Below are 24,095 nucleotides of genomic sequence, written 5' to 3' on the forward strand. Positions count from 1 at the left end.
GACCATGCAAGGTGTAGACTATGCGGGTGACACGATGGTGTCACAGACCCGCGACCTCGGCGCGCGCGCGCTCGACCTGATCGAAATCTGGGGGCCGCGCATCGTCGCGGCGCTGCTCGTGCTGGCGATCGGCTGGCTGATCGCGCGCGCGGCGAAATGGGGCGTGGCGAAGCTCGTCAACCGCACGCCGCTCGCCCATCACGCCAATGCGCCCGAGGTCGGCGAGCGGCATCCCTCGTCGATCGGCGCGCAGGTCGGCGATGCGGTCTATTGGGTGGTGCTGCTGATCGCGCTGTTCCTCGCAACGCAGCCGCTCGGCCTGACCGGCGCGACCGGCCCGCTCGGCGACATGCTGCGCGGCTTCGGCGCCGCGGTGCCGCGGATCATCGGCGCCGGCCTCATCTTCTTCCTCGGCTATGTGCTCGCCAAGGTGACGAAGAAGGCGGTCGAGGCGGTGATCACCGCCAGCCATGTCGAGCGCTTCTCGACGCGGATCGGCGCCGCCGCGCCGGCCGATCCGACGATGCTGCCGCGCACCGTCGGTGCCATCGTCTTCGCGCTGATCATCATCCCGGTCGCCATCGCCGCGCTCGACACGCTCAACATCGCCGCCATCTCACAGCCCGCCACCGCGATGCTGCGCATCATCCTCGATGCGATCCCGCACGTCATCGCCGCCGGCATGATCCTCGCGGTCGCCTATGTCATCGCGCGGTTCGCGTCGCGCCTGCTGACGCAGTTCCTTGCCACCACCGCCTTCGACCGCAGCGTCGGCGCGCTGCGCCTGTTCAACACCGCACCGGGCGAGGCGCCCGCCATCGTGCCGTCCAAGGCGGCGGGGACCGGCGCGTTCGTCGCGATCCTCATCTTCGGGCTGATGGAAGCCTTCCGCCAGCTCAATTTCGCTTATGGATCGAAGATCATGGCGGAGGTGCTGGCGCTGTTCGGCCAGGTCGTCTTCGGTACGGTGATCATCGTCGCCGCGGTGATCATCGCCCGCTTCGTCGCACAGGCCATCGCGCGCAGCAGCGGCGACAGCGGCACGCGCATCGCCGCGCCGATCGTCCGGGTGGCGATCATCGTCCTCGGCACCGCGATCGGCCTGCGCTTCATGGGTCTTGCCGACGACATCATCAATCTCGCCTTCGGGCTGCTGCTCGGCGCGATTGCGGTCGCCTTCGCGCTCGCCTTCGGCCTTGGCGGCCGCGAGGCGGCGGGGCAGGCGGTACGACGGATGCTCGACGGCAGCCGTCGCGACACCCGCACGGCCGAACGTGCCGCGGATCTCGATGCGCCGCGCGAGCCGCTTGTCTGAGGCGATCAAGAGCACCATCCCGGTTCGCCGGGATGGTGCAATGCCGTGCCCCGGTGCACGGCCGCCGCCGCCGGTCAGCCGACCCCGGTCGGTCCGTCGATGACGCGGCGGACCTTGATGGCAAGTTCGCTGCGCTTGTAGGGTTTCTGGATCAGGTCGAATTCGGCGCCGCGCGCGTCGACCCGCTCGATCGAGGATTCGGCATAACCGGTCGTCAGCAGCACGCAGATCCTTGGCCGCCGGCGCTTGACCTCGCGCGCCAGCATCACGCCGTTCGTCCCGCCCGGCATGATCAGGTCGCTGAACAGCAGATCGATAGGACCGGCGCCATCGAGCAGTTCGAGCGCGGCATCGGCATTGTCGGCGCGCAGCACGGTATAGCCGAAGTCGGTGAGCACCGCCTCGGCATAGTCGCCGACGTCGACCTGATCCTCGACGACCAGCACCGTCTCATGTCCGCGCTTGTCGGCGAGCGGACGCGACGCCGGCGCGCCCTGCGGCTCCGCCGCCGCCGCCTCGCACGGGAACAGCATCCGTACCGTCGTGCCGCGCCCCTCTTCGGACGTGATGCGGAGCAAGCCGCCCGACTGTTTCATGAAGCCGTAGACCATCGACAGGCCGAGCCCGGTGCCCTTGCCCTGATCCTTGGTGGTGAAGAACGGTTCGGTGACGCGGGCGAGGATGTCCGGCGACATGCCGATGCCCTGATCGGTGATGGTCAGCATGACATAGGTGCCGGGCGCGAGTTCGCCGAAGCCCTTGTCGCCGGCTTCGATCGAGCGGTTGCTCGCTTCGATCGTGATCGTGCCGCCATCGGGCATCGCGTCGCGCGCGTTGCGCAGGATGTTGATGACGGCGAGTTCGGCCTGCGTCGGATCGATCCGGGCATTGCAGATATGCGGATCGCTGCGCACGGCGACGGTGACCGCGCCGCCGGCGGTGCGCTCGATCAGCGGCTGGAGATGGTCGAGCAGATCGCCGAGATTGACGACGCGGCCTTGCAGTTTCTGCCGGCGCGAGAAAGCGAGCAATTGCTGGGTCAGCGTCGCGCCGCGTTCGGCGGCCTGCAGCACCGCGCGCATCGAGCGGGCCGCCTTGCGGCGGTCGAACTCGCCGTCGCGTTCGAGATTGGCGAGGATGATGTCGCCGAACCCCTGGATCACGGTAAGCAGATTGTTGAAATCATGCGCGACACCGCCGGTGAGCTGGCCGACCGCCTCCATCGTCTGCGCCCGGCGCAGCCCTTCCTCGGCATCGCGGCGCCGCGTGACGTCGAGCTGCGAGGCGAAATGATAGACGACCTTGCCGTCGCAATCGAACACCGGCGATACGAACAAAGCGTTCCAGAAGACGGCGCCGTTCTTCTTGTAATTGAGGATCTCGACGGAGGTTTCGCGCTGCTGGCTGATCGCGCGGCGCAGCTCGGCGACGGTGTCCGGATCGGTCTCCGGCCCCTGGAGCAGCCGGCAGTTGCGGCCGATCAGTTCGTCGCGCGCATAACCGGTCATGGTGATGAAGGCGGGATTGGCGAAGACGATCGGATTGTCGGGCTGATTGGGATCGGTGACGATCATCGGCATCCGCGTCGTCGACACCGCGGCGAAGAAGATGCCGTTGCGGTCATCCGCCATATCGTGATTGGTGACGCGTTGCAGATGCGGGGGCGGACCGCCCCGCGGCTTTTCCGGCGTTCCGTCGGCCATGGGGATCCAAGCGCTAGAGTCAGGCCGGGCCTTATGACATTGCCGGGTCGATCGGAAAACCCATCGAGATCAACGATGTTCCCGGCATAAGACGGTCGGGCTCAGAACGCCGGGTCGTCCTCGCCGGTCGTCGCGACATGGATGCCGCATTCCACCTTGTCCCAACCGCGCCAGCGGCCGGCGCGCGGGTCCTCGCCGGGCTTGACCTTGCTGGTGCACGGCGCGCAGCCGATCGACAGATAGCCCTGCGCCTCCAGCGGATGACGCGGCAGGTCATGCTCCTCGAAATAGGCGTTGAGCTGATCCTTGTTCCAGTCGGCGAGCGGGTTGAGCTTCAACCGGCCCTCATCCTCCTCGAACCGCGGCAGGGCCGTGCGCGTCCCCGCCTGGAATCCCTTGCGTCCCGAAATCCACGCGTCGAACGGCGCCAGCGCGCGGCGCAGCGGTTCGACCTTGCGGATCTCGCAACAGCCGTCGGGATCGTAGGACCAGCGCATGCCGGTCGCATCGCGCAGCGCGAGCATGCGCGGATCGGGACGGAAGACGCGCAGGTCGGTGAGGCCGAGCCGCTCGGACAGTTCGTCCCGATAGGCCAAAGTCTCGCCGAACATCTTCTGCGTGTTGGTGAAGATCACCGGCACGTCCTTGTCGATGCTCGCCACCATATGCAGCAGCACCGCCGATTCGGCGCCGTAGGAGGAGACCGAAGCGACCCGCCCGGCGAGCTCGCCGGTGAGCAGCTCGCGCAGCATCGCCGCGGCGGGCACGCCGGCGAAGCGGATCTGCATCGCCGCGGCATCGGCGGTGGTGAAGGGCGGCGCGACGTCGATCACGTCGGCCGCGCGCGCAGATTCAGCCATGGCGCAATTTCCACACCGGCACGATTCCGTCGGCGGCGGGCTGGTAGCGATAGTCGTAGCGGTCGAGGCTGCGTTGCAACGCCTCCGGATCGATCGGCGCTTCCGGCGCGAAACTGTCGAAGCCACAGCGGCGCATCAGCGGCAATTGGTCGACGAGCACATCGCCCGCCGCGCGCAATTCGCCGGTATAGCCCGCCTCGCGCAACACGCGCGCGGCGCTGTAGCCGCGGCCGTCGCGGAAGCTCGGGAAGCTGACCTCGACCAGCGCGATCTGGCCGATCTGCGGCAGCAGCGCGCGCGCGTCCTCGCCCGCCTCGAGCCGAACCGCCGTGGCGTTGCTCTGGCCGAGGAAGGCGTCGAGCGTCACCGCCGGTTCGTCGTGCGGCTCGTCGTCGCGGAAGCGCAGCGGGGCATCAACCATAAATGGCGTCCTTGAACGGTTCGAACCCGACGCGGCGATAGGTGTCGAGAAAGCGTTCGCCCGGCTCGCGCGTCGCGAGATAGCGGTCGGTGACCCGCTCGATCGCGTCGACGACGCCATCCTCGGAAAAACCGGGACCGGTGATCTTGGCGAGGCTGACGTCCTCCGCCCCGGATCCGCCGAGCGACAGCTGATAGTTTTCGGTGCCCTTCTTGTCGACGCCGAGGATGCCGATGTGGCCGGCGTGATGATGGCCGCAGGCGTTGATGCAGCCCGAGATCTTGAGCTTCAGCTCGCCGAGTTCGCGCTGGCGATCGGCGAAGCGGGTCGCGATCTTCTGCGCCAGCGGGATCGAGCGCGCATTGGCGAGACTGCAATAATCGAGCCCCGGGCAGGCGATGATGTCGGTGATCAGGTCGAGGTTGGGCTCGGCGAGACCAGCCTCCGTGAGGCGACGCCATATCGCGTGGAGGTCGCGCTTGGCGACGTGCGGCAGGACGATGTTCTGCGCATGGGTGACGCGCAATTCGTCGAACGAATAGGCGGCGCCGAGATCGGCGAGCAGCGCGATCTGATCGGCATCGGCATCGCCGGGGATGCCGCCGATCGGCTTGAGGCTGACGTTGACGATCGCATAGCCGGGCTGTTTGTGCGCGGCGACGTTCTGGTCGAGCCAGACGGCGAAATCGGGGTCGCTGCGGTCGACGGCATCGGGCGCCGCCGGGTCGAAGGCGGGAGGCGCGAACATCGCGGTGATCCGCTCCAGCTCGGCGCGCGGCGGGTCGATCCCGAGCTGCTTGACGAGCAGGAACTCCTCCTCGACCTGGCGACGATATTCGTCGGCGCCGATCTCGTGGAGCAGGATCTTGATCCGCGCCTTGTAGATATTGTCGCGACGGCCGTAGCGATTGTAGACGCGCAGGCACGCCTCCAGATAGCTCATCAGATCGTCGGAGCCGACGAAGTCGCGCACCAGATGGCTGATCATCGGCGTGCGTCCCATGCCGCCGCCGACATAGATCGACGCGCCAAGCTCGCCGTCGCGCGTCACCAGCCGGATGCCGATGTCGTGCAGCCGCATCGCCGCGCGATCCTCCTCGGCGGCGATCACGGCGAATTTGAACTTGCGCGGCAGGTAGCTGAATTCGGGGTGGAAGGTGCTCCACTGGCGGATCAGCTCGGCCCAGGGACGGGGATCGGCGACCTCGTCCGCGGCGGCGCCGGCATATTGATCGGCGCTGATGTTGCGGATGCAATTGCCGCTGGTCTGGATCGCATGCATCTGCACCGTCGCCAGCCGCGCGAGGATGTCGGGCGTGTCGGCAAGCTTGATCCAGTTGAACTGCAGGTTCTGGCGCGTGGTGAAATGGCCGTAGCCGCGATCATAGTCGCGGGCGATGCCGGCGAGCATGCGCATCTGCCGCGAATCGAGCGTGCCATAGGGAATGGCGACGCGCAGCATATAGGCATGAAGCTGCAGGTAGAGGCCGTTCATCAGCCGCAGCGGCTTGAACTGATCCTCGCTGAGCTGGCCCGACAGGCGGCGCTCCACCTGGTCGCGGAACTCGTCGACGCGGGCATCGACGATCGCCTGGTCATATTGGTCGTATCTATACATTCTGGGTCCGGCCTTGGTTCGTGCCGATGAAGACGGGGCGGGGGTGAGACTGTGTCGGTACGGGAGACCTTCCCTCCATCGTCATCCCGGCCTGCGCCGGGATGACGATGGGGAGGGGGTCGGCTTCCACATTTTCGTACGGGCCCGACGACCGCCGGGTACCGCTCGTCGCCCGCTCATATCACCCAGCTCCCCGCGGCGGGGTCCGCCGCCCGCAAGGTCAGGTCGGGCCGCACCGTCGGGCCGAGCGCGCGGATACGGTCCTTGATATGCGCAGGCCGCGGCCCGTCGGGGGTCGCGATCGCGTCGATCAGATAGGGGACGTTGACCCGGCGCGCGCCTTCCTCGCGGCGCAGGATCGCCTCGCCCTCCTGGCCGACGTCGGCGGCGTCCTCGACGTGGCGCGACCAGCCGCTGCCGGTCCACCAGACGACGTCGCCGGTCGGCAGGTCGTTGCCGGTGAGCAGTCTCATGCCACCATCCCCTCGGCGACGCGCGCCCAGCGGGCGAGCTTGTCCTCGGCGTCGGACAGTTCGACCACCTCGCCGACGACGATGATCGCCGGGCTCTGCACCGCCTCGCGTGTCACCATCGGCCCGAGATCGGCGAGCAGGGTGCGCAGCGCGCGGCTGCCCGCGAGCGTGCCGCGTTCGAGCACCGCGACCGGCATGTCGGGCGCGACGCCGTCCGCCATCAATTTGTCGGCGATGTCGGCGGCAGTGGCGACGCCCATGTAGATGACGAGCGTGCGACCCTGTCCGGCGAGCCCCGCCCAGTCCTGATCCGCCAGCCCCTTGCACTGGCCGGCGACGAAGCTGACCGCGCTGCTGTGGTCGCGATGGGTGAGCGGCAGCATCGCCTCCGCCGCGCAGCCGAGCGCCGCCGAGACGCCGGGGATCACCTCGACCGGCAGACCGGCGGCGCGCACCGCCTCGACCTCCTCGCCGCCGCGTCCGAAGATGAACGGGTCGCCGCCCTTGAGCCGGACGACGATCGCGCCGGTCTTCACATGCGCGACGATCAGCGCGTTGATCGCCTCCTGCGGCAGCGTATGCCGCGCGCGCCGCTTCGCGACCGAAATGCGCTGCGCCTGCGGTGGCGCGATGTCGAGCACGCGCGCGTCGATCAGCCCGTCGTGGACGACGATGTCGGCGCTGCGCAGCGCCTCGACCGCGCGCACGGTGAGCAGACCGGGATCGCCGGGTCCGGCACCGACCAGGATGACGCGCCCGCGGGCATTGGGATCGAGAAGCGTGGCCATGATGGTGAGCAGATGGCGCGACGGCGGCAGCGGAACAAGCCAGCGTTGCTTGGCCGCGGACTAGGCGAACTTGGGACGGCGGCCCTTGCGCCCGTTTCACCGGTTAAAGTCATCTTCACGAAAGTTTAGCACCCCCGGTCCTAGCTGAACCGATGCAGCACGTTCAGTCCGCCGGATGTCAGGGATGTCAATCGGAGCAGCATCGCTTCGCCATCGCCATGGCGTTCCAGCCGATCGTCGATGTCGAGACCGGCAGGCCCTTCGCTTACGAGGCGCTGGTCCGCGGCGCCGACGGGGCAGGGGCGGCGGCGGTGCTGGCGCAGGTGACGCCGGACAATCGCTACGCCTTCGACCAGCAATGCCGGGTCGCGGCGATCGAGGGCGCGGTGGCGGCGGGAATCCTCGACGGCGACGCGCGGCTGTCGATCAACTTCCTGCCCAATGCCGTCTATTCGCCGCTCGCCTGCATCCAGCTGACGCTGCGCACCGCGCATGCCACCGGCCTGCCGACCGACCGGCTGATCTTCGAATTCACCGAGAATGAGGAGATGACCGACACCGCGCACGTCAAGACGATCGTCGAATCCTATGCGGCGATGGGCTTCGGCACCGCCGTCGACGATTTCGGCGCGGGCCATGCGGGGCTTGCGCTGCTCGCCCGCTTCCAGACCGATTTCCTCAAGCTCGACATGGACCTGATCCGCGACATCGACACCAGCCTGCCGCGCCGGATGATCGTCGAAGGCGTGGTGCGGATCGCGCGGTCGCTCGGCATCACGGTGATCGCCGAGGGGATCGAGACGATCGCGGAATATGACGTGCTGCGCGGCCTCGGCATCCGCTACATCCAGGGCTATCTGCTCGCCCGACCCGGCTTCCGCTGCCTGCCGGCGGTGACGATGCCCGCCGTCCGCCACGTCACCGCGGCGTGAGCCCGGTGCGGCGGTAGAAAGCGGCGATCGCGCGCGGACCAGCAAGGCGGATGTGCGGCACGGCAAGCGTGCCGGCCAGCGCGGCGTAGCGGCGCCGGTTGGCGCGGGTGGTGCCGGCGATATGGCGGAGCATCGCCCATTTGACGCTGTCGCGCCCGCCGTCGAGGCCACCGACGCGATTCCCCGCCGACCAGCAGCGCAGGACATAGCGGCGCAGGCTGGTCAGCGTCGGCACGTCGAGCAGGATGACGCCGGTGGCGCGCGCCAGCCGCTGCGGCTGGCAGATCGCGTAATTGCCGTCGATCACCCAGCGCTCGCCGGCGATCGCCGCATCGTGCAGCGCGACGAAGTCGGCGGTGGCGCGCGGCTGCCAGTCGGTGCCGGGCAGATGGTAAAGGCGGTCGAGATGCACCACCGGCAGCTCCCGCACACGGCCGATCGCCTGCGCCAGCGTCGACTTGCCGCTGTTCGACGGTCCGATGATGCAGATACGCTGGCCAAGGGCGGTGAGGGGCATGGCCTCATCTTAGGCGCGCGCCGCGGTATCAGAAGTGGCTGATCGCCGATCCAGGGGTGCTTGCCGCCAATCTATCCAGTCCCATCAGTGCTCCCGAAGGCGGGAGCCCGGTTCTCTTCTTGCATCGGGTGTTTGTTCTGCTTGGCCACTAGGTGCCCGCATGCGCGGGAAAGCCGGTGCGTTTGGCAGCCTAATGGACTGTCACAGAAGTCTCGCTTGCCGGGGCGGACCTACCCCTCCTTCAGAGATTCTTCGGGTGCCACCCTCCTCACGCGTCGCGCAGGCCGATGCCGAGGTTGGCGCGTGCGGCTTCCGCTTCGTTGCTGACCACCGGATAGGCGCAGTAGTCGGCGGCGTAATAGGCGCTCGGGCGGTGGTTGCCGCTCCAGCCGATGCCGCCGAACGGCGCGGCGGAGGAGGCGCCGTTGGTCGGGCGGTTCCAGTTGACGATGCCGGCGCGGATGCTCGCCCAGAAGCGGTCGTAGAGCGCCGGCGTCTGGCTGACCAATGCCGCGGACAGGCCGTAGCGGGTGGTGTTGGCGATGCCGATCGCCTCGTCGAAGTCGGTGGCGCGATACACCTGGAGGATGGGGCCGAACAGCTCGATGTCGGGATGCTCGGTCGCCGCGGTCATGTCGATCAGCGCCGGGGTGAGGAAGGGGCGGTCGGCGACCGGGCGTTCGAGGTGGCGGATCGGCCGGCCGCCGCGCATCAGCAGTTCGAGGAAGCTCTCGCCGAGCTGGTCGGCGACGTCATTGTCGATCACCGGCCCCATGAACGGCTGCGGATCGTCGTGCGGGCTGCCGACGATCAGCCGGCCGACCAGTCCGCAGATCGCCTCGATCAGCGGTTCGTACAGCCGCTCCTCGACGATCAGCCGACGCGCGGCGGTGCAGCGCTGGCCGGCGGTGGTGAAGGCGGACTGGATGACCAGCACCGCCGCGGAATGAAGGTCGGGCGTGTCCCAGACGAGGATCGGATTGTTGCCGCCCATCTCCAGCGCGAGGATCTTCTCGGGCTTGGTGGCGAAGGCGCGGTTGAGCGCCAGGCCGGTGCGCGCCGAGCCGGTGAACAGCAGCCCGTCGATATCGTCGTGGTCGGCGAGCGCCTTGCCCTCCGCCGGGCCGCCGACGAGCAGGCGGATGCACGCTTCGGGCACGCCGGCGGCGCGGAAACAGTCGACCAGATAGGCGCCGGTCGCCGGCGTCTTCTCGGACGGCTTGAACACCACCGCATTGCCGGCGAGCAGCGCGGGGACGATATGGCCGTTGGGCAGATGCGCCGGGAAATTATACGGGCCGAGCACCGCCAGCACGCCGTGCGGCTTGTGGCGCAGCGCCATGCGGCTGCCCATCGGCGATTCGAGCCGGCGCTGCGCGCTCCGCTCGGCATAGGCGGTCACCGAAATGTCGACCTTGGCGATGACGCTGTCGACCTCGGTCCGCGCCTCCCACAGGGGTTTGCCGGTTTCTCGGGCGATCAGGTCGGCGAAGGGCTCGTGGCGCTGGCGGACGACGTTGCCGAAGCGGCGCAACGTCTCGATCCGCACGGTCAGCGGCAGCGCCGCCCATTGCGCCCAGCCGTTGCGCGCGGCGGCGACCTCGGCGTCGACATCGCCGATCGCGCCGCTCCAGAGCAGCGCGCCGGTGGCGGGTTCGTGGGAGTTGATCGCGTCAGCCATGCCTGTCCCGTCGTTTATGCGCAGCGGGTTAGGCGAATGACGGCGGGGCGGCAAGATCGGGCGTTGTAAGGCGGCAGCGCCGAATTACCATTGCGCGCATGGTCGATATCTTCTCTCTTTTTGCTCTGTCCCAGCGCATTCTAGTGGTTGCTGCAATCGGGCTATTGCCGCCGCCGGCAGATCAGGCGCGAACGCTGTCGCCACCGCCGGTGATGAGGACATACGATCCAATTGCAGGGCCCTTCATCGTCCGGTTCGGCGATCAAAGCGAGCTGACGCCAGACCAGCTGGGTGTGGTCAAGAACGCCGTCGATAACTGGATGGGGGATAGGCTGCAGGCTTTCCAGATCTGTTTTTCCCCGCCAAAAGAAATTAAATGGAAGGAAGTTTTCTTTGCTGTTGACGCCGTTGCTCACGCGTTGAAGATGAATGGCGCACGGGTCGTCACCGCTCCGAACGGCCTGCTTTGTCGATCGGCTCATCGTCCGAATTTTGGAGAGGCATACGTCGAAATAGAAGGCGTTATTTCGTTATGAGCCGCGCGCACGGCCCTGAATATATCACGGGCGTTTGCGCTCGCTCAATCCGTCTTGCCACTAGGCGAGCGCCTCGCCCATCTCGCGGATCGCCGCGACCTTGTCGTTGAGCGCGGTCCAGTCGTCCGCGGCGGCGATCGGCGCCCAGATCGCCTCGACCTCGTCGATCAGCAGGCCACACGGTTCGCCTCGCCAGTAACGATGGCCGCGTGACGTGCGCGACGCATAACCGGCGAGCGCCGCGCGCAGCGCCTGCCAGTCCTCGCCATAGTCCGCCGGCAGCACGCCGCCGAACACGTCGAAGAAGAAACGGTCGAGCGGCACCTGCGTGGTCCGCAGCGCCCGCTCCATCGTCTGGACGAGCGCGCGGTCGGCGTCGGGCGTGTGCGGCACGACGCCGAGCCGCCAGAGCAGGGCGGCGGTGATCGCCTCCTGATAGCGCGGCGCGAAGGTTTCGAGCGTCGCGATCAGCGGGTCGCTCTCGGCGATCACGCGCAGACTGCTGGCGAGCTGCATCACGTCCCAGTGGATCGCTTCGGGCTGGCGACCGAAGGCGTAGAGGCCGGCGTGATCGAAATAGGCGGCGGTGAAGGCGGCGTCCCAGGTCGGCGCGAACCGCCACGGGCCGTAGTCGAAGCTCTCGCCGGTGACGTTGATATTGTCGCTGTTGAGCACACCGTGGACGAACCCCGCCGCCATGTAGCGCGCGGCGAGCGTCGCGGTGCGGCCGACGACATGGTCGAGCAGGCGGATCGGATCGTCCAACTCCTCGCCGTAGAGGTTGGCGAGCACGTAGCGGACGAGCGCGCGCATCCCCGCCTCGTCCTGATGATAGGCGAGCCGCTGGAAGCTGCCGATGCGGATATGGCCGTGACTCAGCCGGACGAGCACCGCCGAACGGGTCGGCGAGGGTTCGTCGCCGCGGACCAGCTCCTCACCCGTCTCGATCAGCGACAGCGTGCGGCTGGTCGGCACGTTGAGCGCCTCGAGCATCTCGGTGGCGAGGATCTCGCGCACGCCGCCCTTGAGCGTCAGCCGACCGTCGCCGAAGCGGCTGTACGGCGTCGTGCCCGACCCCTTGGTGCCGAGGTCCATCAGCCGGCCGTCGCGATCGTGCAACTGGGCGAAGGTAAAGCCGCGGCCATCGCCGATGTCCGGATTATACTGGCGGAACTGATGGCCGTGATAGCGCAGCGCGAGCGGCTGCGGCAGCGTGCCGGGCAGCGGCACGAAGCGGCCGAAGGCGTCGATCCACTCGCCGTCGTCGAGCGTCGCCAGCCCGACCCCGGCGGCGGCGCGGTCGTTGCGGAAGCGCAGCCGCGTCGCGGGGAAGCGCGCCGCCTCCACCGGGTCCGACAGCGTGGTGCCGAGATCGAGCAATGCGGCGGCGGGGTGGTATGCTTGCGGGTCGGTGGGCATCCGTGGATATGGAGGGCGCGCAGCGCCGCGCGCAACCCCGGGATACCGATATGGCCGCCTACGAACATTGCTATTGGTCGTCCGCCGACGGGCTCAAGCTGCATTATCGGCTCTATCCCGGCGATGCCGCGGCGCCGCCGGTGCTGTGCCTGCCGGGGCTGACCCGCAATGCGCGCGACTTCGATCACCTCGCCGCGCGGCTCGCCGGTCCGCGGCAGGTCATCGCGGTTGATTTCCGCGGTCGCGGCCGCAGCGACTATGCCAAGGACCCGGCGACCTATGTCCCGGCCACCTATGTCGCCGACGTGCAGGCCCTGCTTGCCGAGCGCGGCATCACCCGCTTCGTCGCGGTCGGTACCTCGCTCGGCGGGATCGTGACGATGCTGCTCGCGCAGGCCGGGGCGGGGATCGCCGCGGCGCTGCTCAACGACGTCGGCCCGGAGATCGAGGCGGGCGGGATCAGCCGCATCCGCGGCTATGTCGGCAAGGCGAGCAGCTGTCCGACCTGGATGCACGCCGCGCGCGCGCTGCAGGACGGCAATGCCGACATCTATCCCGACTGGCGGATCGAGGACTGGCTGGCGATGGCCAAGCGCGTCTATCGGCTGACCAGCAGCGGGCGCATCGTGCTCGACTATGACCTCAAGATCGCCGAGCCGTTCCGCACCCCCGGCAACGAGAGCGGGCCGGACATGTGGACGGCGCTGGCGGCATTGCGCGACGTGCCGGTGCTGGTCGTGCGCGGCGGGCGATCCGACGTGCTGTCGCAGCCGGTCGCCGAGCGGATGGTCGCCGCGCTCGACCGGGCCGAGCTGGTGACGCTGCCGGGTCTCGGCCACGCGCCGACCCTCGCCGAGGCGGCGCTGCACGATCCGATCGACCGGCTGCTCGCGCGCGCTGCGGCATGACCGCAGCCGCGCCGCCCGCGGACGAGCCCGACGGCGCGCCGCGGCTGATCCAGCTCGACGTGCTGCGCGGCGTGGCGATCCTCGCCATCCTGTTCATGAACATCGGCGAGATGGGCGCGTCGATGACCGCCAATTGGTCCGACATCCGCCATATCGGCTGGAGCGGCGCCGACCGGATCGCCTGGTGGACGCAGACGCTGCTCGTCGAGGGGACGGCACGCGCGCTGCTCGAGATGCTGTTCGGTGCGGGGATGCTGATCCTCACCGATCGCTTCGCGGCGGCGAGCGATCATCCGCTCGGGGTGACCTTGCGCTACGGCTGGCGCAACCTCGTGCTGTGGGCCCTGGGCATCACGCATATGTTCCTGCTGCTGTGGCCGGGCGATATCCTTCACACTTATGCGGTCGCCGCGCTGCTCGCGTGCGCGGCGCGGCGGGTGTCGACCCGCGCGCTGATCGTACTCGGGCTCTCCTATGCCGCCTTCACGCTCGCCGCCGGGCTGACGACGCAGGTGCCGGCGGCGGCCCGCGCGCAGGCGGCGGCGGCGGATGCGGCGGCGGTGGTGCGCGAAGACGCCTTCGGCCACGGCGATCGCGCCGCCTGGACCGCCGGGCAGCGGCGCGTCGCGCTGGAGCGGCTGGGCGGCGAGGAGATCGTCTATGTCTGGGAGGCGGCGGCGACGATGCTGGTCGGCGCGGCGCTGTTCCGGATGGGGGCGTTGCAGGGCGGCTGGTCGCGGCGTCGCTATCGGCGGATGCTCGCCTGGGGGTACGGCATCGGCCTGCCACTGCGCATCGCCGGCGCGTGGGAGGCGACGCGCTTCGACGGGCAGGTCGGCCATGTCTGGATGGTCGAGGACATCGCGCGGCTGGCGACGACCGCGGGTCATGTCGCGGGACTGGCGCTGCTGCTGTCGCATCCGCGCGGTCGCGCCTGGCTAGTACCGTTCGCGGCGGCGGGGCGATGCGCGCTGACCGTGTATATCGCGCAGACGCTGATCGTCTCGTGGCTGATCTTCTCGCCCTATGGCCTCGGACTCTACGGACGGATGGGCTGGGCGGCGATGATGGCGGTGGCGTTCGCCGTCGACGCGCTGCTGCTCGCCGCCGCGGTCGGGTGGTTGCGCCGCTTCCGCATCGCGCCGGTCGAATGGCTGTGGCGATCGCTGGTCGAGGGGCGGCTGCTGCGCTTGCGCTAACGCTTTTGAATGGCGGCGGACGCGGGTAGATCGATGCGCATGACGCCGCATGTCCTCCACCTTCATTCGAGCTTCAGCCTGGGCGGCAAGGAGGCGCGTGCCGTACGGCTGATGAACGCCTTCGGCGATCGGCTGCGCCATACCATCGTCAGCGGCGTTCCCGACCAGCTCGGCGCGCGCGCCGCGATCGCCAAGGGCGTGCGCTACGAGATCGCGCAGGATCCGCCGGCGCTGACCGGACGCCCGTCGGTGGCGCGCTACGAGGCGCTGGCGCGGTTCATGCGGCGCTTCGACCTGGTGCTGACCTATAATTGGGGCGCGATCGACGGGGTGATGGCGCGGCGCGTCTTCGCCAAGGGCGCGCCGCCGCTGATCCATCACGAGGACGGCTTCAACGCCGACGAGGCGCAGGGGCTGAAGGTCGAGCGCAACGTCTACCGTCGCATCGCCCTGAGTGCGGCGCAGGCGCTGGTCGTGCCGTCCGAATCGCTCGAACGGATCGCGCTGCGGACGTGGAAGCAGCCGCCCGCGCGCGTCCACCGCATCAGCAACGGCATTCCCACCGCGCTCTACACGAAGAAGCCCGATCCGCGGGCGATCCCCGGCTTCGTCGCCAACGGCAAGGAGGTGGTGATCGGGGCGCTCGCCGGCCTGCGCACGGTCAAGAACCTGCCGCTGCTGGTCCGGGCCTGCGGCGGCATCGCCGGCAAGTTCCGGCTGGTGATCGTCGGCGAGGGGCCGGAACGCGCCGCGATCGAATCGACCGCGCGCGCCATGGGCATCGCCGACCGCGTCGTGCTGCCGGGCTTCCTCGCCGACCCGCACCGCTACATCGGCCATTTCGACATCCTCGCGCTGTCGTCGGCGAGCGAGCAATTCCCGATCAGCGTCGTCGAGGGGATGGCGGCGGGGCTGCCGGTGGTCAGCACCCCGGTCGGCGACGTGCCGCAGATGGTCGCCGCGGAGAATGCGCCCTATGTCACCGGTGGCGACGAGGTGCTGTTGCGCGATGCGTTGCAGGCGCTGGTCTCGGACGCCGCCCTGCGGGCGCGGATCGGCGCGGCGAACCGGGAGAAGGCGCGCGCCGCCTATGACGAAGCGGCGATGATCGCGCGCTACGAGTCGCTGTACGGTGCGACGCTGGGGCGGGGGTTCTAGCCGGATCGGCGATCACCGCCGCGCAAGATCCGGATGCGTCGAAGGGGTTCGCGCAGAGGCGCGGAGGGGTGCGCGCGCCGCGCTGGCACCTGCGATCTCACGCCACGGACATGCAGGCGCGCGTCGCCCGAATCCAGTCTCTCCGCGTCCTCTGCGCCTCCGCGCGAACCAATTTTCGGCCGCAGCACGCGGCTTAGCCGGCGACTCGATGTCGACCGGACGTAGGTGGCGCCTCATGCCGCTTCGGCGAGTTCCTCCACGATCCGTGTCGCGAAATGGAGCGATGCGCCCGGTGCGCCCGCCGCGACCAAAGCGAGATCGGCGGCGCCCTGCAACAGGCCGTCCTCCACCTCGGGCTCCTGCGCCTCGGCGGCGGCGATGGTGGCGGCGAGGATCGCGCGGGCACGGCGTGCGCCATAGGTCAGCGTGAAGGCGTCGAGCGCGGTGGCGAAGCAGGTCTGGTCGCTGATCGGCGCACCGCCCGGCTGCTGCAACGACGCGCAGGCCGCGCCGAGCACATAGGCGCGCGACCAGGCCGAGCCGGTCGGCCCACCCTCCGGCAGCCGCCCCGCCGCACGCCCGAGCCGTTCGAACTGCGGCAGCAGCAGCGCACCGAACGGCGCCTGCGCCAGTGCGGCGTGCATCGCCCCGGCGCGGCGCGGCGCAATCAGATGATTGAGGATCCCCATCGCCCGTCCTTCCCCCCTCGCATCGCGTGTCGAGCGGGGCTTGTGGCGCATCGGCGTTAACCGTCGGCTAAAGGGCAGCAGGTCGGTCTGATCGCGCGCAACGCGCAATTGCTTCGCTTCGCCGCCGGCTTCTTGTATAGCCGGCCGCATTTACCCCGGATGAGGTGCAATTTTCCGTGTTCAAGGGCCTGAAGCCGATCGTCTACAATGGCCGCGAGGTCTGGCCACTGGTCGAGGGGGGCAAGGGGGTCGCCGCGACCAACCACGCCTCCGCCGGCGCCTGGGCCGCAGCGGGCGGGATCGGCACGGTCTCCGCGGTCAATGCCGACAGCTATGACCCCGAGGGCAAGATCATCCCGCAGGTCTATCGCGCGCTGACCCGGCGCGAGCGGCACGAGGAACTGATCGCCTATGCGATCGAGGGCGCGGTGCAGCAGGTCCATCGCGCGTTCGAGATCGCCGGCGGCAAGGGCGCGATCAACATCAACGTGCTGTGGGAGATGGGCGGCGCGCAGCGGATCCTGCACGGCGTGCTGGAACGCACCCGCGGCATGGTCGCGGGCGTCACCTGCGGCGCGGGCATGCCGTACAAGCTGTCCGAGATCACCGCTTCCTACGGTGTGTCCTATCTGCCGATCGTCTCGTCGGGCCGCGCCTTCCGCGCGCTGTGGAAGCGCGCCTATTCGAAGGCGGCGGAATGGCTGGCGGCGGTGGTTTATGAGGACCCCTGGCTCGCCGGCGGCCACAACGGCCTGTCGAACGCCGAAGACCCGCTCAAGCCGCAGGATCCGTTCCCGCGCGTCGCCGAGCTGCGCGCGGTGATGCGCGAAGGCGGCATCCCCGACACGACGCCGATCGTGATGGCGGGCGGCGTCTGGTATCTGCGCGACTGGAACGACTGGATCGACCATCCCGAGCTCGGCACGATCGCCTTCCAATATGGCACCCGCCCGCTGCTGACGCAGGAAAGCCCGATCCCCGAGGCGTGGAAGGCGAAGCTGACCGAGATCGAGGAAGGCGAGGTGCTGCTCCATCGCTTCTCGCCGACCGGTTTCTATTCGTCGGCGGTGCGCAATCCCTTCCTGCGCAATCTCGAAGCGCGCTCCGAGCGGCAGATCGCCTTTTCGACGCAAGAGGCCGGCGACCACGTCTTCCAGCTCGACGTCGGCGTGAAGGGCAAGAATTTCTGGGTGACGCGCAACGACCTGCTCCGCGCGCGCCAGTGGTTCGGCGAGGGCTTCACCGACGCGCTCAAGACGCCCGATAATACGTTGGTGTTCGTGACGCCGACCGAAAAGGGCATCATCCGCAAGGACCAGGCCGATTGCATGGGCTGTCTGTCGCAATGCTCCTTCTCAAGCTGGGCGGACAGCGAAACCAATTCGACCGGCCGACTCGCCGATCCGCGCAGCTTCTGCATTCAGAAGACGTTGCAGGACATCGCGCATGGCGGCGACATCGACCAGAACCTGATGTTCGCCGGCCATGCGGCGTATAACTTCAAGCGCGATCCCTTCTATTCGAACGGTTTCGTGCCGACGGTGAAGCAGCTCGTCGATCGCATCCTGACCGGGGACTGAGGACGGCGGCCCGGTGGCGATGGACCTGGATATCGCCGCCGCGCTGATTGCCGTCGCGGAGGCGATGCGGCCGGCGCGCGATCCGTGGTGGATCATCGGCAGCGCCGCGGTCGTCCTGCTGGGCGGTGCGACCAGTGTCGCCGACATCGATGTGTTGACGAGCCGGCGCGATGCCGAGGCGCTGGTGCTGTGGCTCGGGCTCACGGTCGCTGCGCCCGATCGCCATCCGCAGTTTCGATCGCGACTCTTCGCCCGCTGGCAGCGGGCGGATCGCGACGTCGAGATCATGGGTGAGCTGAGGCTCGCCGACGGCCCGGCGTGGCAGTCGATGACACCGCGCACGCGCCAAGCCCGGCCCGTCGCGACATCGACCGTCTACGTTCCCGGACGGGCGGAGATGATCGCGATCCTCACCCGCTTCGGCCGCGACAAGGACCGGGAACGGGCGCACATTCTAGAGTGTACGGGAGCGCCGGGTTGAGGCGCTCGGCGCTCCCGAACCTGGTTCAGTCGGCGACGGTGCCGACCACGGCGCCGGCGGTGCCGCCGACCGCCGCACCCTTTTCGACGCTGCCGCCGGTGGCGGCGGCGACGCCCGCGCCACCCGCCGCGCCGATGCCGGCGCCCTTGAGCGTCGAACAGGCCGACAGGCTGAGCGCGACGCCGGCGAGCAGGGCGACGGAGGCGAGCAGCTTGCGGGACATGGGGCTAATCCTTGTTCTGACTGGAAGGCCCCTAAATGGTGCTGCGCAGCAAAGTGTTCCGATCAGACACATTTTCTCACGATCGGTGAGCCAATCGGCTCACGCCCAGCCGTCGAGCACCTGATCGGGCGGGCGATGGCCGTCTGCCCACATGCGGATGTTCTGGATGACCCGCTCGCCCGAGGCGCGGCGGCCCTCGAACGTCGCCGATCCCATATGCGGCGTCATCACCACATTGGGGAGGGCGAGCAGGCGCGGATCGATGCGCGGTTCATGCTCCCATACGTCGAGCCCCGCGCCGGCGAGCTGTCCCGCCTCCAACGCATCGACCAGCGCGACTTCGTCGAGGATGCCGCCGCGCGAGGTGTTGATGACATGGACGTGGCGCCGCATCAGCCCGATGCGGCGCCGGTCGATCAGGTCGCGGCTGTCGGCGTTGAGCGGCGTATGGATGCTGAGGATGTCGATCGCGCCGAGCATTGCGTCGAGATCGGCGTGATAGGTCGCGGCGAGCTCGTCCTCGAGCACCGCGGGCAGGCGGCGGCGGTTGTGGTAATGGATGGCGAGCCCGAAGGCGCGCGCGCGCCGCGCCACCGCCTGGCCGATCCGCCCCATGCCGACGATGCCGAGCGCCTTGCCGCCGATGCGGTGGCCGAGCATGCCCCCCGGGCTCCAGCCATGCCATGCGCCCTCGCGCACCAGCTTCTCGCCCTCCGCCAGCCGCCGCGGCACCGAGACGATCAGCGCCATCGCGACGTCGGCGGTATCCTCGGTCAGCACGCCGGGCGTGTTGGTGACGATGATGCCGCGCGCGCGCGCCGCCTGGAGCGCGATATGATTCACGCCCGCGCCGTAATTGGCGATCAGCTTGAGGCGCGGGCCGGCGCCCGCGATCAGCGCGGCGTCGATATCGTCGGTGACGGTGGGGACGAGTACGTCGCATTCCGCCATCGCCGCGGCGAGCGCCGCGCGGCTCATCACCGTGTCGCCCCGGTTGTTGCGCGTATCGAACAGCGCCTCCAGCCGGTCCATCACCGTGTCGGCGAGTTCGCGGGTGACGATCACCGTCGGGGTCTGGCGGGGCTGTGGCATCGCGTCCAGCGGCTTGGCGGAGCCTATCCGCCGCGTCAACGGATCGTTGCTCCGGCCGGCGCCTGCGCTAGAGAGGGGCTTCACGGTCAAGGAATGTTACCATGCGCCTTCGGGCTTTAGCGATCGCAGGGCTGGCGATGCTGACGGCGGACGGCAGCGCGCAGGCAGCCGAAGCGAAGCGGACGCTCCCCTATTACGCGTCGATCAGCGCCGGCCGCGCGCGGATGCGCACCGGGCCGGACCGCACCTATCCGGCGAGCTGGCTCTACCAGCGTGCCGACCTGCCGGTGCGGGTGGTCGCGGTGTTCAAGCAATGGCGCAAGGTCGAGGACCCCGGCGGCACGCAGGGGTGGATGCTCGCCGCGCTGCTCAGCGACCGACGCACCGCGATCGTCCGCGGCCCCCAGCCGCTCGAGATGCACGAACGCGCCTCGTCGGGCACCAAGCTGCTGTGGCGCGCGGCGCCGGGCGTCGTCGGCCGGCTCAGCGCCTGCGGCGGCGGCTGGTGCCGCTTCGACGTCCACGGTCAGGCGGGCTATGTCGAGTCGAGCGGCCTGTGGGGCGTCGAGCCGGGCGAGCAGCTGCCGTAACGTCGCCGGCTTTCGCCTGCCGCGGTCCGAGCGACCCTGTGCGCCGTCCTCCATTACCAAGCCGCACTGCTTATCGCGGCCGGATGTTTTCGCGCAGAGGCGCAGAGAAGGGCGGTCGATGGAATGGCGCGACCGCCTCGACCGGTCAGACGGCTGACGCCGAATGATGCACGCGAAGACGCGAAGATGGTGCGCGTGAGCGCACTTCCTCGACCTCTTTGAGCGAAGGCTGGACGGGGCCGTTCCCTCCTTCTTCTCCGCGCCTCCGCGCCTCCGCGTGAACCTCTTCTTATCTTCGCGTCTTCGCGTCTTCGCGTGAACCCGCAACGACGTGCGTTCACAGCACGGTCAATGATCCACGCGGAGGCGCGGAGAAGAAAGGGCGGTGGCTTCGCCCGGATAGCGGCTGGCGCCGCGGCGGCCCGCAAGGCGTCGGCACGTCCCAAGCGATCCCACCGCGCCTCCGCGCGACCTCGCTAGGTCACACCAGTTCGACCGCCATCGCCGTCGCCTCGCCGCCGCCGATGCACAGCGAGGCGAGGCCGCGGCGCTGGCCGTTGGTCTCGAGCGCCGACAGCAACGTCGCGAGGATGCGCGCGCCGCTCGCGCCGATCGGATGGCCGAGCGCGCAGGCGCCGCCATGGACGTTGAGCCGCGCCGGATCGAGGCCGAGATCGTGGATCGCAATCATCGACACCACCGCGAACGCCTCGTTGACCTCGAACAGGTCGACGTCGTCGCGGCTCCAGCCGGCGCGCTCCATCGCCTTGCGCATCGCGAACACCGGCGCGGTGGTGAACTTCGCCGGCGCATGCGCATGCGCGGCATGTGCGACGATCCGCGCGACCGGCGAGAGGCCGAGCCGCTCGGCGACGCTGGCGCGCGTCATCACTAGTGCGGCGGCGCCGTCCGAGATCGACGAGGCGTTGGCGGCGGTGATCGTGCCGTCGCGCGAGAAGGCGGGCTTGAGCGTCGGGATCTTGGCGACGTCGCCGCGCGCCGGCTGCTCGTCGCGCGCCACCGTCGTGCTGCCCTTGCGGCCCTTGACCTCGACCGCAACGATCTCCCGATCGAACGCACCGCTGGTCTGCGCGCGCTGCGCCCGGTGCAGCGATTCGATCGCATAATCGTCCATCGCCTGACGCGTGAACTGGTAATCGGCCGCGGTTTCTTCGGCGAAATGGCCCATCAGCCGGCCCGGCTCGTACGCATCCTCCAGCCCGTCGAGGTACATATGATCGTACATCGTGTCGTGGCCGATGCGTGCGCCGCTGCGATGCGTCTTGGACAGATAGGGGGCATTGGTCATGCTCTCCATTCCGCCGGCGACGAGCAGGTCGGCAGAGCCCGCGGCGAGGGCATCCGCGGCCATGATCGCCGCCTGCATCCCCGATCCGCACATCTTGTTGACCGTCGTCGCCTCGACATGCGTGCCGAGCCCCGCGCCGATCGCTGCCTGCCGCGCCGGCGCTTGGCCGAGCCCGGCGGGCAGCACGCAGCCCATGTAGATCCGCTCGATCGCCTCGGCGGGCGCCTGTGCGCGCTCGACCGCGGCGGCGACGGCGGCGGCGCCGAGCTCGGTCGCCGAGGCGCCGGCGAGCGACCCCTGGAACGAGCCCATCGGCGTGCGGGCATAACTGACGATGACGACGGGATCGGTAGACATGCGCTCTCCGGTGTTTCTAGTTGCGTGCGATCTAGGTGGTGGCGGGAGGCGGGGCAATGCGGTGTGCGGTGAAAGCGGCCGGGCGGTGCCGGCCGGCGGGCGTGCGTTCCCTTGGTTGGAGGGGGGATGCCGGACCCGTCCGGGCGTCCGCCGTGCCGCGCTGGCATGAAGCTCGGCGGCTGCGTGCTTGTGGCTGCCGGACCGAGTTGAGAGCCTGGCGAACCTCGGACGGATGCACTCACCGATTTACCACCCCGGCGGAGGCCGGGGTCCAGTCGGGTGAAGCGTTGTCCTGCCTCAGTACGGGTCTCCAACTGGGCCCCGGCCCCCGCCGGGGTGGTCGGGAGGGTTTCGCAGCGGTCGTGCGCAGGCGGAGTTGCGGGAGCCGGGCAGAGCGACTGGCTGAGGCGCGACGATCGGCAGACTCATGTTTTGACGAGGCTCTCGCAAAAGTCTCGGCATCACCCGAAACGCGCCGTCACCCCGGACGTGTTTCGCGGTCCACCCTGCCGCGCCATCACCGGCTGACGCTCCTGCGGCGTGGATGCCGGACCGGGTGCGGCATGACGGCGGGGGTTTTGCCGAGGTCCCCCCTTCTCGTCAGCGACATTGCGAGCGCCGTCGCGCCGCCGTCGGGTTTCGCGGCGGAGATACCTTCGCGGCACGGCAAATCGTCCGTAAGCCTTTATTTCCACGGGATACTTTTGCGGCACCACTCGCTCAGCGGGGATGGAGACGTATATCGAGCCGATCCGCTGGTTCGCGTCGATCAGCGGGATGATCGCGGCGACCATCGTGGCACTGGACTGGGGGCGGCGCGATACCGGCTGGGCGATGGTGCTGTTCTGCCTGTCGGCAGTGGCGTGGCTCGCCGGCGCGGCGATGATGCGGGACTGGGCGCTGGGCTCGCAGAACATCGTGCTGCTGCTGATCGATCTGCTCGGCGTCTACCGCTATCTGATTCGCGAGCCGGCTCCCGGCGAGGCGTGACGTGAGCGTCGGCTGGGCGCTCGCGCTCGGCGGGCTCGGCGCGATCTTCGGCAGCTTCATCGCCGCGCTGGTGATCCGCTGGCCGGCGGGCCGATCGGTGCTGCAGGGCCGGTCGGCGTGCGATGCATGCGAGCGGACGCTGTCGCCGCTCGAGCTGGTGCCGATCGTCAGCTTCCTTGCCCAGCGCGGACGCTGCCGCGCCTGTGGCGCGCGGATCGAGCCGACGCATCTGTGGATCGAGCTGGCGGCGGTGGCGATCGGCGCGGCGGCGGGGGCGGTGGCGCCGGGCTGGGGCGGGATCGCCGGCGCGACCTTCGGCTGGCTGCTGCTCGCCCTCGCCGCGCTCGATATCGTCGCCTTGTGGCTGCCCGACCGGCTGACCGCGCTGCTCGCGGCGGCGGGACTGGCGAGCGGCCTCGCGGATCTGCCCCCCGGCTGGACCGACCGGTTGATCGGCGGGGGGGCCGGCTATGGTGCGCTCGCCGCGATCGCCTGGGGCTACAAGGCGTGGCGCGGGCATGACGGCATGGGCGGCGGCGATCCCAAATTGTTCGGCGCGATCGGCCTGTGGCTCGGCTGGCGGATGCTGCCCGCGGTGCTGGTGATCGCCAGCCTCGTCGGGCTCGGCGTCGCGCTGTTCGCCCGCGTCACCGGCCGGGCGATCGCGCGCGATACGGCGCTGCCGTTCGGCGCGTTGCTGGGAGTCGCGGCTTACCCCGCGTGGCTCGCCATGGTAGGGTGGGCGCCATGATCGCGCTGTTGCTCGCCGCCGCCCTGCAGACCGCCGCGCCCGCCGCCCCGACCGGGCTTGGCGCGATCGGCCAGCAGCATCTGCCTGCGAAGGGGTGTGCCGCCTATCTGTGGAACCCGGCCGACCGCCAGCTCGTCGCGATGGCGACCGCGGACCCGGCGACGTTGCGCATCGCGGTCGGCGGCAAGACGATCGATCTCGCGCGCAGCGGCGGCGGGGCGGCGGCGGCGCTCGGCTTTGCCGAGGCGACGGACTATGTCGGCGGCGACCTCCACGTCCGGCTGGCGATGACGATCGTCCAGCAGGACGGCCTCACCGCCGGCGCGCGCGTGCCGCAGGCCTCGTTGCAGGTCGACCGACCGGGGCAGGACGCGCTCGTCCTCCCCGTCGCCGGGCTGGTCGGCTGCCGCAGCTGAGCGCGACCGAGCCGCCGTCCATCGCACCCTGTCGTTGCGCAGGTAGAACAAACATCGTTCATAACGGTTCTACCCCTCGCCAATGAGGG

The 24,095-nt window shown here is 69.3% G+C and carries 25 protein-coding genes; 12 read left to right on the forward strand and 13 right to left on the reverse strand.

Annotated elements, in window-relative coordinates:
* Positions 1-34: 34 nt before the first annotated feature.
* Positions 35-1,315 (forward strand): mechanosensitive ion channel, encoded by a 1,281-nt coding sequence (locus tag V8201_RS02130; protein ID WP_271299412.1) that lies wholly within the window; start codon positions 35-37, stop codon positions 1,313-1,315.
* Between the two features lie 74 nt (positions 1,316-1,389).
* Here the strand turns inward: V8201_RS02130 and V8201_RS02135 are convergent, their stop codons facing one another.
* The 6 genes from V8201_RS02135 to cobA form a co-directional block, all read right to left on the reverse strand.
* The gene (locus V8201_RS02135) at positions 1,390-3,018 is read right to left on the reverse strand and encodes a histidine kinase famiy protein (RefSeq protein WP_336544356.1); all 1,629 of its coding nucleotides are present in this window, start codon (positions 3,016-3,018) and stop codon (positions 1,390-1,392) included.
* Between the two features lie 101 nt (positions 3,019-3,119).
* Positions 3,120-3,878 carry a phosphoadenylyl-sulfate reductase gene (locus V8201_RS02140; protein WP_336544357.1) on the reverse strand — a complete coding sequence of 253 codons (759 nt, stop codon included), beginning with the start codon at positions 3,876-3,878 and terminating at the stop codon, positions 3,120-3,122.
* Positions 3,871-4,299 (reverse strand): DUF934 domain-containing protein, encoded by a 429-nt coding sequence (locus tag V8201_RS02145; protein WP_037532085.1) that lies wholly within the window; start codon positions 4,297-4,299, stop codon positions 3,871-3,873. The genes V8201_RS02140 and V8201_RS02145 overlap by 8 nt, the downstream gene beginning before the upstream one ends.
* Complete coding sequence (locus V8201_RS02150) at positions 4,292-5,917, reverse strand: nitrite/sulfite reductase (protein ID WP_336544358.1); 1,626 nt, start codon at positions 5,915-5,917, stop codon at positions 4,292-4,294. Before V8201_RS02150 ends, V8201_RS02145 begins: the two co-directional genes overlap by 8 nt.
* A gap of 176 nt (positions 5,918-6,093) precedes the next feature.
* A complete protein-coding gene (locus tag V8201_RS02155; RefSeq protein WP_336544359.1) occupies positions 6,094-6,390 on the reverse strand; it encodes a DUF2849 domain-containing protein in 297 nt (98 codons plus the stop codon).
* Complete coding sequence (gene cobA, locus V8201_RS02160) at positions 6,387-7,178, reverse strand: uroporphyrinogen-III C-methyltransferase (protein WP_336544360.1); 792 nt, start codon at positions 7,176-7,178, stop codon at positions 6,387-6,389. The genes V8201_RS02155 and cobA overlap by 4 nt, the downstream gene beginning before the upstream one ends.
* A gap of 218 nt (positions 7,179-7,396) precedes the next feature.
* Between cobA and V8201_RS02165 the strand changes: the two genes are divergently transcribed.
* Positions 7,397-8,110, forward strand: coding sequence for an EAL domain-containing protein (locus V8201_RS02165; RefSeq protein ID WP_271299409.1), 714 nt, complete (start codon positions 7,397-7,399; stop codon positions 8,108-8,110).
* Here V8201_RS02165 and V8201_RS02170 read toward each other — a convergent pair.
* Positions 8,097-8,627, reverse strand: a complete 531-nt coding sequence (locus V8201_RS02170; protein ID WP_336544361.1) for a P-loop NTPase family protein — start codon at positions 8,625-8,627, stop codon at positions 8,097-8,099. The two genes, V8201_RS02165 and V8201_RS02170, sit on opposite strands and share 14 nt — an antisense overlap.
* Before the next feature lie 268 nt (positions 8,628-8,895).
* Positions 8,896-10,308 carry a succinylglutamate-semialdehyde dehydrogenase gene (gene astD, locus V8201_RS02175; protein ID WP_037532100.1) on the reverse strand — a complete coding sequence of 471 codons (1,413 nt, stop codon included), beginning with the start codon at positions 10,306-10,308 and terminating at the stop codon, positions 8,896-8,898.
* A 98-nt stretch (positions 10,309-10,406) separates the two neighbouring features.
* Between astD and V8201_RS02180 the strand changes: the two genes are divergently transcribed.
* Positions 10,407-10,844, forward strand: coding sequence for a hypothetical protein (locus tag V8201_RS02180; protein ID WP_152542124.1), 438 nt, complete (start codon positions 10,407-10,409; stop codon positions 10,842-10,844).
* 60 nt (positions 10,845-10,904) lie between these two features.
* Here the strand turns inward: V8201_RS02180 and V8201_RS02185 are convergent, their stop codons facing one another.
* The gene (locus tag V8201_RS02185) at positions 10,905-12,263 is read right to left on the reverse strand and encodes a protein adenylyltransferase SelO family protein (protein ID WP_336544362.1); all 1,359 of its coding nucleotides are present in this window, start codon (positions 12,261-12,263) and stop codon (positions 10,905-10,907) included.
* 50 nt (positions 12,264-12,313) lie between these two features.
* On the opposite strand from V8201_RS02185, the gene V8201_RS02190 reads away from it, so the two are divergent.
* The 3 genes from V8201_RS02190 to V8201_RS02200 are packed head-to-tail and all read left to right on the forward strand — an operon-like array spanning position 12,314 to position 15,528.
* Positions 12,314-13,171: an alpha/beta fold hydrolase gene (locus V8201_RS02190; protein WP_271299405.1), complete on the forward strand. Its 858-nt coding sequence runs from the start codon at positions 12,314-12,316 to the stop codon at positions 13,169-13,171.
* Positions 13,168-14,370, forward strand: a complete 1,203-nt coding sequence (locus V8201_RS02195) for a DUF418 domain-containing protein (RefSeq protein ID WP_037532107.1) — start codon at positions 13,168-13,170, stop codon at positions 14,368-14,370. The genes V8201_RS02190 and V8201_RS02195 overlap by 4 nt, the downstream gene beginning before the upstream one ends.
* A 33-nt stretch (positions 14,371-14,403) precedes the next feature.
* Positions 14,404-15,528 carry a glycosyltransferase family 4 protein gene (locus V8201_RS02200; RefSeq protein ID WP_373276443.1) on the forward strand — a complete coding sequence of 375 codons (1,125 nt, stop codon included), beginning with the start codon at positions 14,404-14,406 and terminating at the stop codon, positions 15,526-15,528.
* Between the two features lie 233 nt (positions 15,529-15,761).
* Here V8201_RS02200 and V8201_RS02205 read toward each other — a convergent pair whose 3' ends face one another.
* Complete coding sequence (locus tag V8201_RS02205) at positions 15,762-16,217, reverse strand: hypothetical protein (RefSeq protein WP_271299402.1); 456 nt, start codon at positions 16,215-16,217, stop codon at positions 15,762-15,764.
* A 176-nt stretch (positions 16,218-16,393) separates the two neighbouring features.
* Here V8201_RS02205 and V8201_RS02210 point away from each other — a divergent pair, with 176 nt between their 5' ends.
* Complete coding sequence (locus V8201_RS02210; RefSeq protein ID WP_037532111.1) at positions 16,394-17,797, forward strand: NAD(P)H-dependent flavin oxidoreductase; 1,404 nt, start codon at positions 16,394-16,396, stop codon at positions 17,795-17,797.
* A 19-nt stretch (positions 17,798-17,816) separates the two neighbouring features.
* Entirely contained in the window at positions 17,817-18,278 is a 462-nt protein-coding gene (locus tag V8201_RS02215; RefSeq protein WP_336544526.1) for a nucleotidyltransferase domain-containing protein, read from the forward strand.
* Between the two features lie 25 nt (positions 18,279-18,303).
* Here the strand turns inward: V8201_RS02215 and V8201_RS02220 are convergent, their stop codons facing one another.
* The gene (locus tag V8201_RS02220; RefSeq protein ID WP_336544363.1) at positions 18,304-18,501 is read right to left on the reverse strand and encodes a YMGG-like glycine zipper-containing protein; all 198 of its coding nucleotides are present in this window, start codon (positions 18,499-18,501) and stop codon (positions 18,304-18,306) included.
* A gap of 99 nt (positions 18,502-18,600) precedes the next feature.
* Positions 18,601-19,593 (reverse strand): 2-hydroxyacid dehydrogenase, encoded by a 993-nt coding sequence (locus V8201_RS02225; RefSeq protein WP_336544364.1) that lies wholly within the window; start codon positions 19,591-19,593, stop codon positions 18,601-18,603.
* Positions 19,594-19,694: 101 nt separating this feature from the next.
* Here V8201_RS02225 and V8201_RS02230 point away from each other — a divergent pair, with 101 nt between their 5' ends.
* Complete coding sequence (locus tag V8201_RS02230; protein WP_037532116.1) at positions 19,695-20,183, forward strand: SH3 domain-containing protein; 489 nt, start codon at positions 19,695-19,697, stop codon at positions 20,181-20,183.
* 481 nt (positions 20,184-20,664) lie between these two features.
* Here the strand turns inward: V8201_RS02230 and V8201_RS02235 are convergent, their stop codons facing one another.
* Positions 20,665-21,849, reverse strand: a complete 1,185-nt coding sequence (locus V8201_RS02235; RefSeq protein ID WP_336544366.1) for an acetyl-CoA C-acyltransferase — start codon at positions 21,847-21,849, stop codon at positions 20,665-20,667.
* A 729-nt stretch (positions 21,850-22,578) separates the two neighbouring features.
* Between V8201_RS02235 and V8201_RS02240 the strand changes: the two genes are divergently transcribed.
* From V8201_RS02240 to V8201_RS02250, 3 genes are read left to right on the forward strand one after another with little or no spacing between them, the layout of a single operon-like run.
* Positions 22,579-22,839: a hypothetical protein gene (locus V8201_RS02240; protein WP_235199541.1), complete on the forward strand. Its 261-nt coding sequence runs from the start codon at positions 22,579-22,581 to the stop codon at positions 22,837-22,839.
* Position 22,840: 1 nt separating this feature from the next.
* Positions 22,841-23,590, forward strand: coding sequence for a prepilin peptidase (locus tag V8201_RS02245; RefSeq protein WP_336544367.1), 750 nt, complete (start codon positions 22,841-22,843; stop codon positions 23,588-23,590).
* The gene (locus V8201_RS02250; RefSeq protein WP_037532239.1) at positions 23,587-24,006 is read left to right on the forward strand and encodes a hypothetical protein; all 420 of its coding nucleotides are present in this window, start codon (positions 23,587-23,589) and stop codon (positions 24,004-24,006) included. Before V8201_RS02245 ends, V8201_RS02250 begins: the two co-directional genes overlap by 4 nt.
* Positions 24,007-24,095: the final 89 nt, after the last annotated feature.

The sequence above is a fragment of the Sphingomonas kyungheensis genome, assembly GCF_037120395.1.
Taxonomy (GTDB): domain Bacteria; phylum Pseudomonadota; class Alphaproteobacteria; order Sphingomonadales; family Sphingomonadaceae; genus Sphingomonas; species Sphingomonas kyungheensis.

Bases quoted from the DNA above. Each gene is read 5' to 3' on its own strand.
- V8201_RS02250 (WP_037532239.1), top strand. From the start codon at position 23,587: ATGATCGCGCTGTTGCTCGCCGCCGCCCTGCAGACCGCCGCGCCCGCC.
- V8201_RS02215 (WP_336544526.1), top strand. From the start codon at position 17,817: ATGGACCTGGATATCGCCGCCGCGCTGATTGCCGTCGCGGAGGCGATG.
- astD (WP_037532100.1), bottom strand. From the start codon at position 10,308: ATGGCTGACGCGATCAACTCCCACGAACCCGCCACCGGCGCGCTGCTC.
- V8201_RS02185 (WP_336544362.1), bottom strand. From the start codon at position 12,263: ATGCCCACCGACCCGCAAGCATACCACCCCGCCGCCGCATTGCTCGAT.
- V8201_RS02165 (WP_271299409.1), top strand. From the start codon at position 7,397: ATGGCGTTCCAGCCGATCGTCGATGTCGAGACCGGCAGGCCCTTCGCT.
- V8201_RS02145 (WP_037532085.1), bottom strand. From the start codon at position 4,299: ATGGTTGATGCCCCGCTGCGCTTCCGCGACGACGAGCCGCACGACGAA.
- V8201_RS02240 (WP_235199541.1), top strand. From the start codon at position 22,579: ATGGAGACGTATATCGAGCCGATCCGCTGGTTCGCGTCGATCAGCGGG.
- V8201_RS02155 (WP_336544359.1), bottom strand. From the start codon at position 6,390: ATGAGACTGCTCACCGGCAACGACCTGCCGACCGGCGACGTCGTCTGG.
- V8201_RS02205 (WP_271299402.1), bottom strand. From the start codon at position 16,217: ATGGGGATCCTCAATCATCTGATTGCGCCGCGCCGCGCCGGGGCGATG.
- V8201_RS02140 (WP_336544357.1), bottom strand. From the start codon at position 3,878: ATGGCTGAATCTGCGCGCGCGGCCGACGTGATCGACGTCGCGCCGCCC.
- V8201_RS02130 (WP_271299412.1), top strand. From the start codon at position 35: ATGGTGTCACAGACCCGCGACCTCGGCGCGCGCGCGCTCGACCTGATC.
- V8201_RS02180 (WP_152542124.1), top strand. From the start codon at position 10,407: ATGGTCGATATCTTCTCTCTTTTTGCTCTGTCCCAGCGCATTCTAGTG.
- V8201_RS02135 (WP_336544356.1), bottom strand. From the start codon at position 3,018: ATGGCCGACGGAACGCCGGAAAAGCCGCGGGGCGGTCCGCCCCCGCAT.
- V8201_RS02195 (WP_037532107.1), top strand. From the start codon at position 13,168: ATGACCGCAGCCGCGCCGCCCGCGGACGAGCCCGACGGCGCGCCGCGG.
- V8201_RS02235 (WP_336544366.1), bottom strand. From the start codon at position 21,849: ATGTCTACCGATCCCGTCGTCATCGTCAGTTATGCCCGCACGCCGATG.
- V8201_RS02220 (WP_336544363.1), bottom strand. From the start codon at position 18,501: ATGTCCCGCAAGCTGCTCGCCTCCGTCGCCCTGCTCGCCGGCGTCGCG.
- V8201_RS02225 (WP_336544364.1), bottom strand. From the start codon at position 19,593: ATGCCACAGCCCCGCCAGACCCCGACGGTGATCGTCACCCGCGAACTC.
- V8201_RS02170 (WP_336544361.1), bottom strand. From the start codon at position 8,627: ATGCCCCTCACCGCCCTTGGCCAGCGTATCTGCATCATCGGACCGTCG.
- V8201_RS02150 (WP_336544358.1), bottom strand. From the start codon at position 5,917: ATGTATAGATACGACCAATATGACCAGGCGATCGTCGATGCCCGCGTC.
- V8201_RS02230 (WP_037532116.1), top strand. From the start codon at position 19,695: ATGCGCCTTCGGGCTTTAGCGATCGCAGGGCTGGCGATGCTGACGGCG.
- V8201_RS02200 (WP_373276443.1), top strand. From the start codon at position 14,404: ATGCGCATGACGCCGCATGTCCTCCACCTTCATTCGAGCTTCAGCCTG.
- V8201_RS02190 (WP_271299405.1), top strand. From the start codon at position 12,314: ATGGCCGCCTACGAACATTGCTATTGGTCGTCCGCCGACGGGCTCAAG.
- cobA (WP_336544360.1), bottom strand. From the start codon at position 7,178: ATGGCCACGCTTCTCGATCCCAATGCCCGCGGGCGCGTCATCCTGGTC.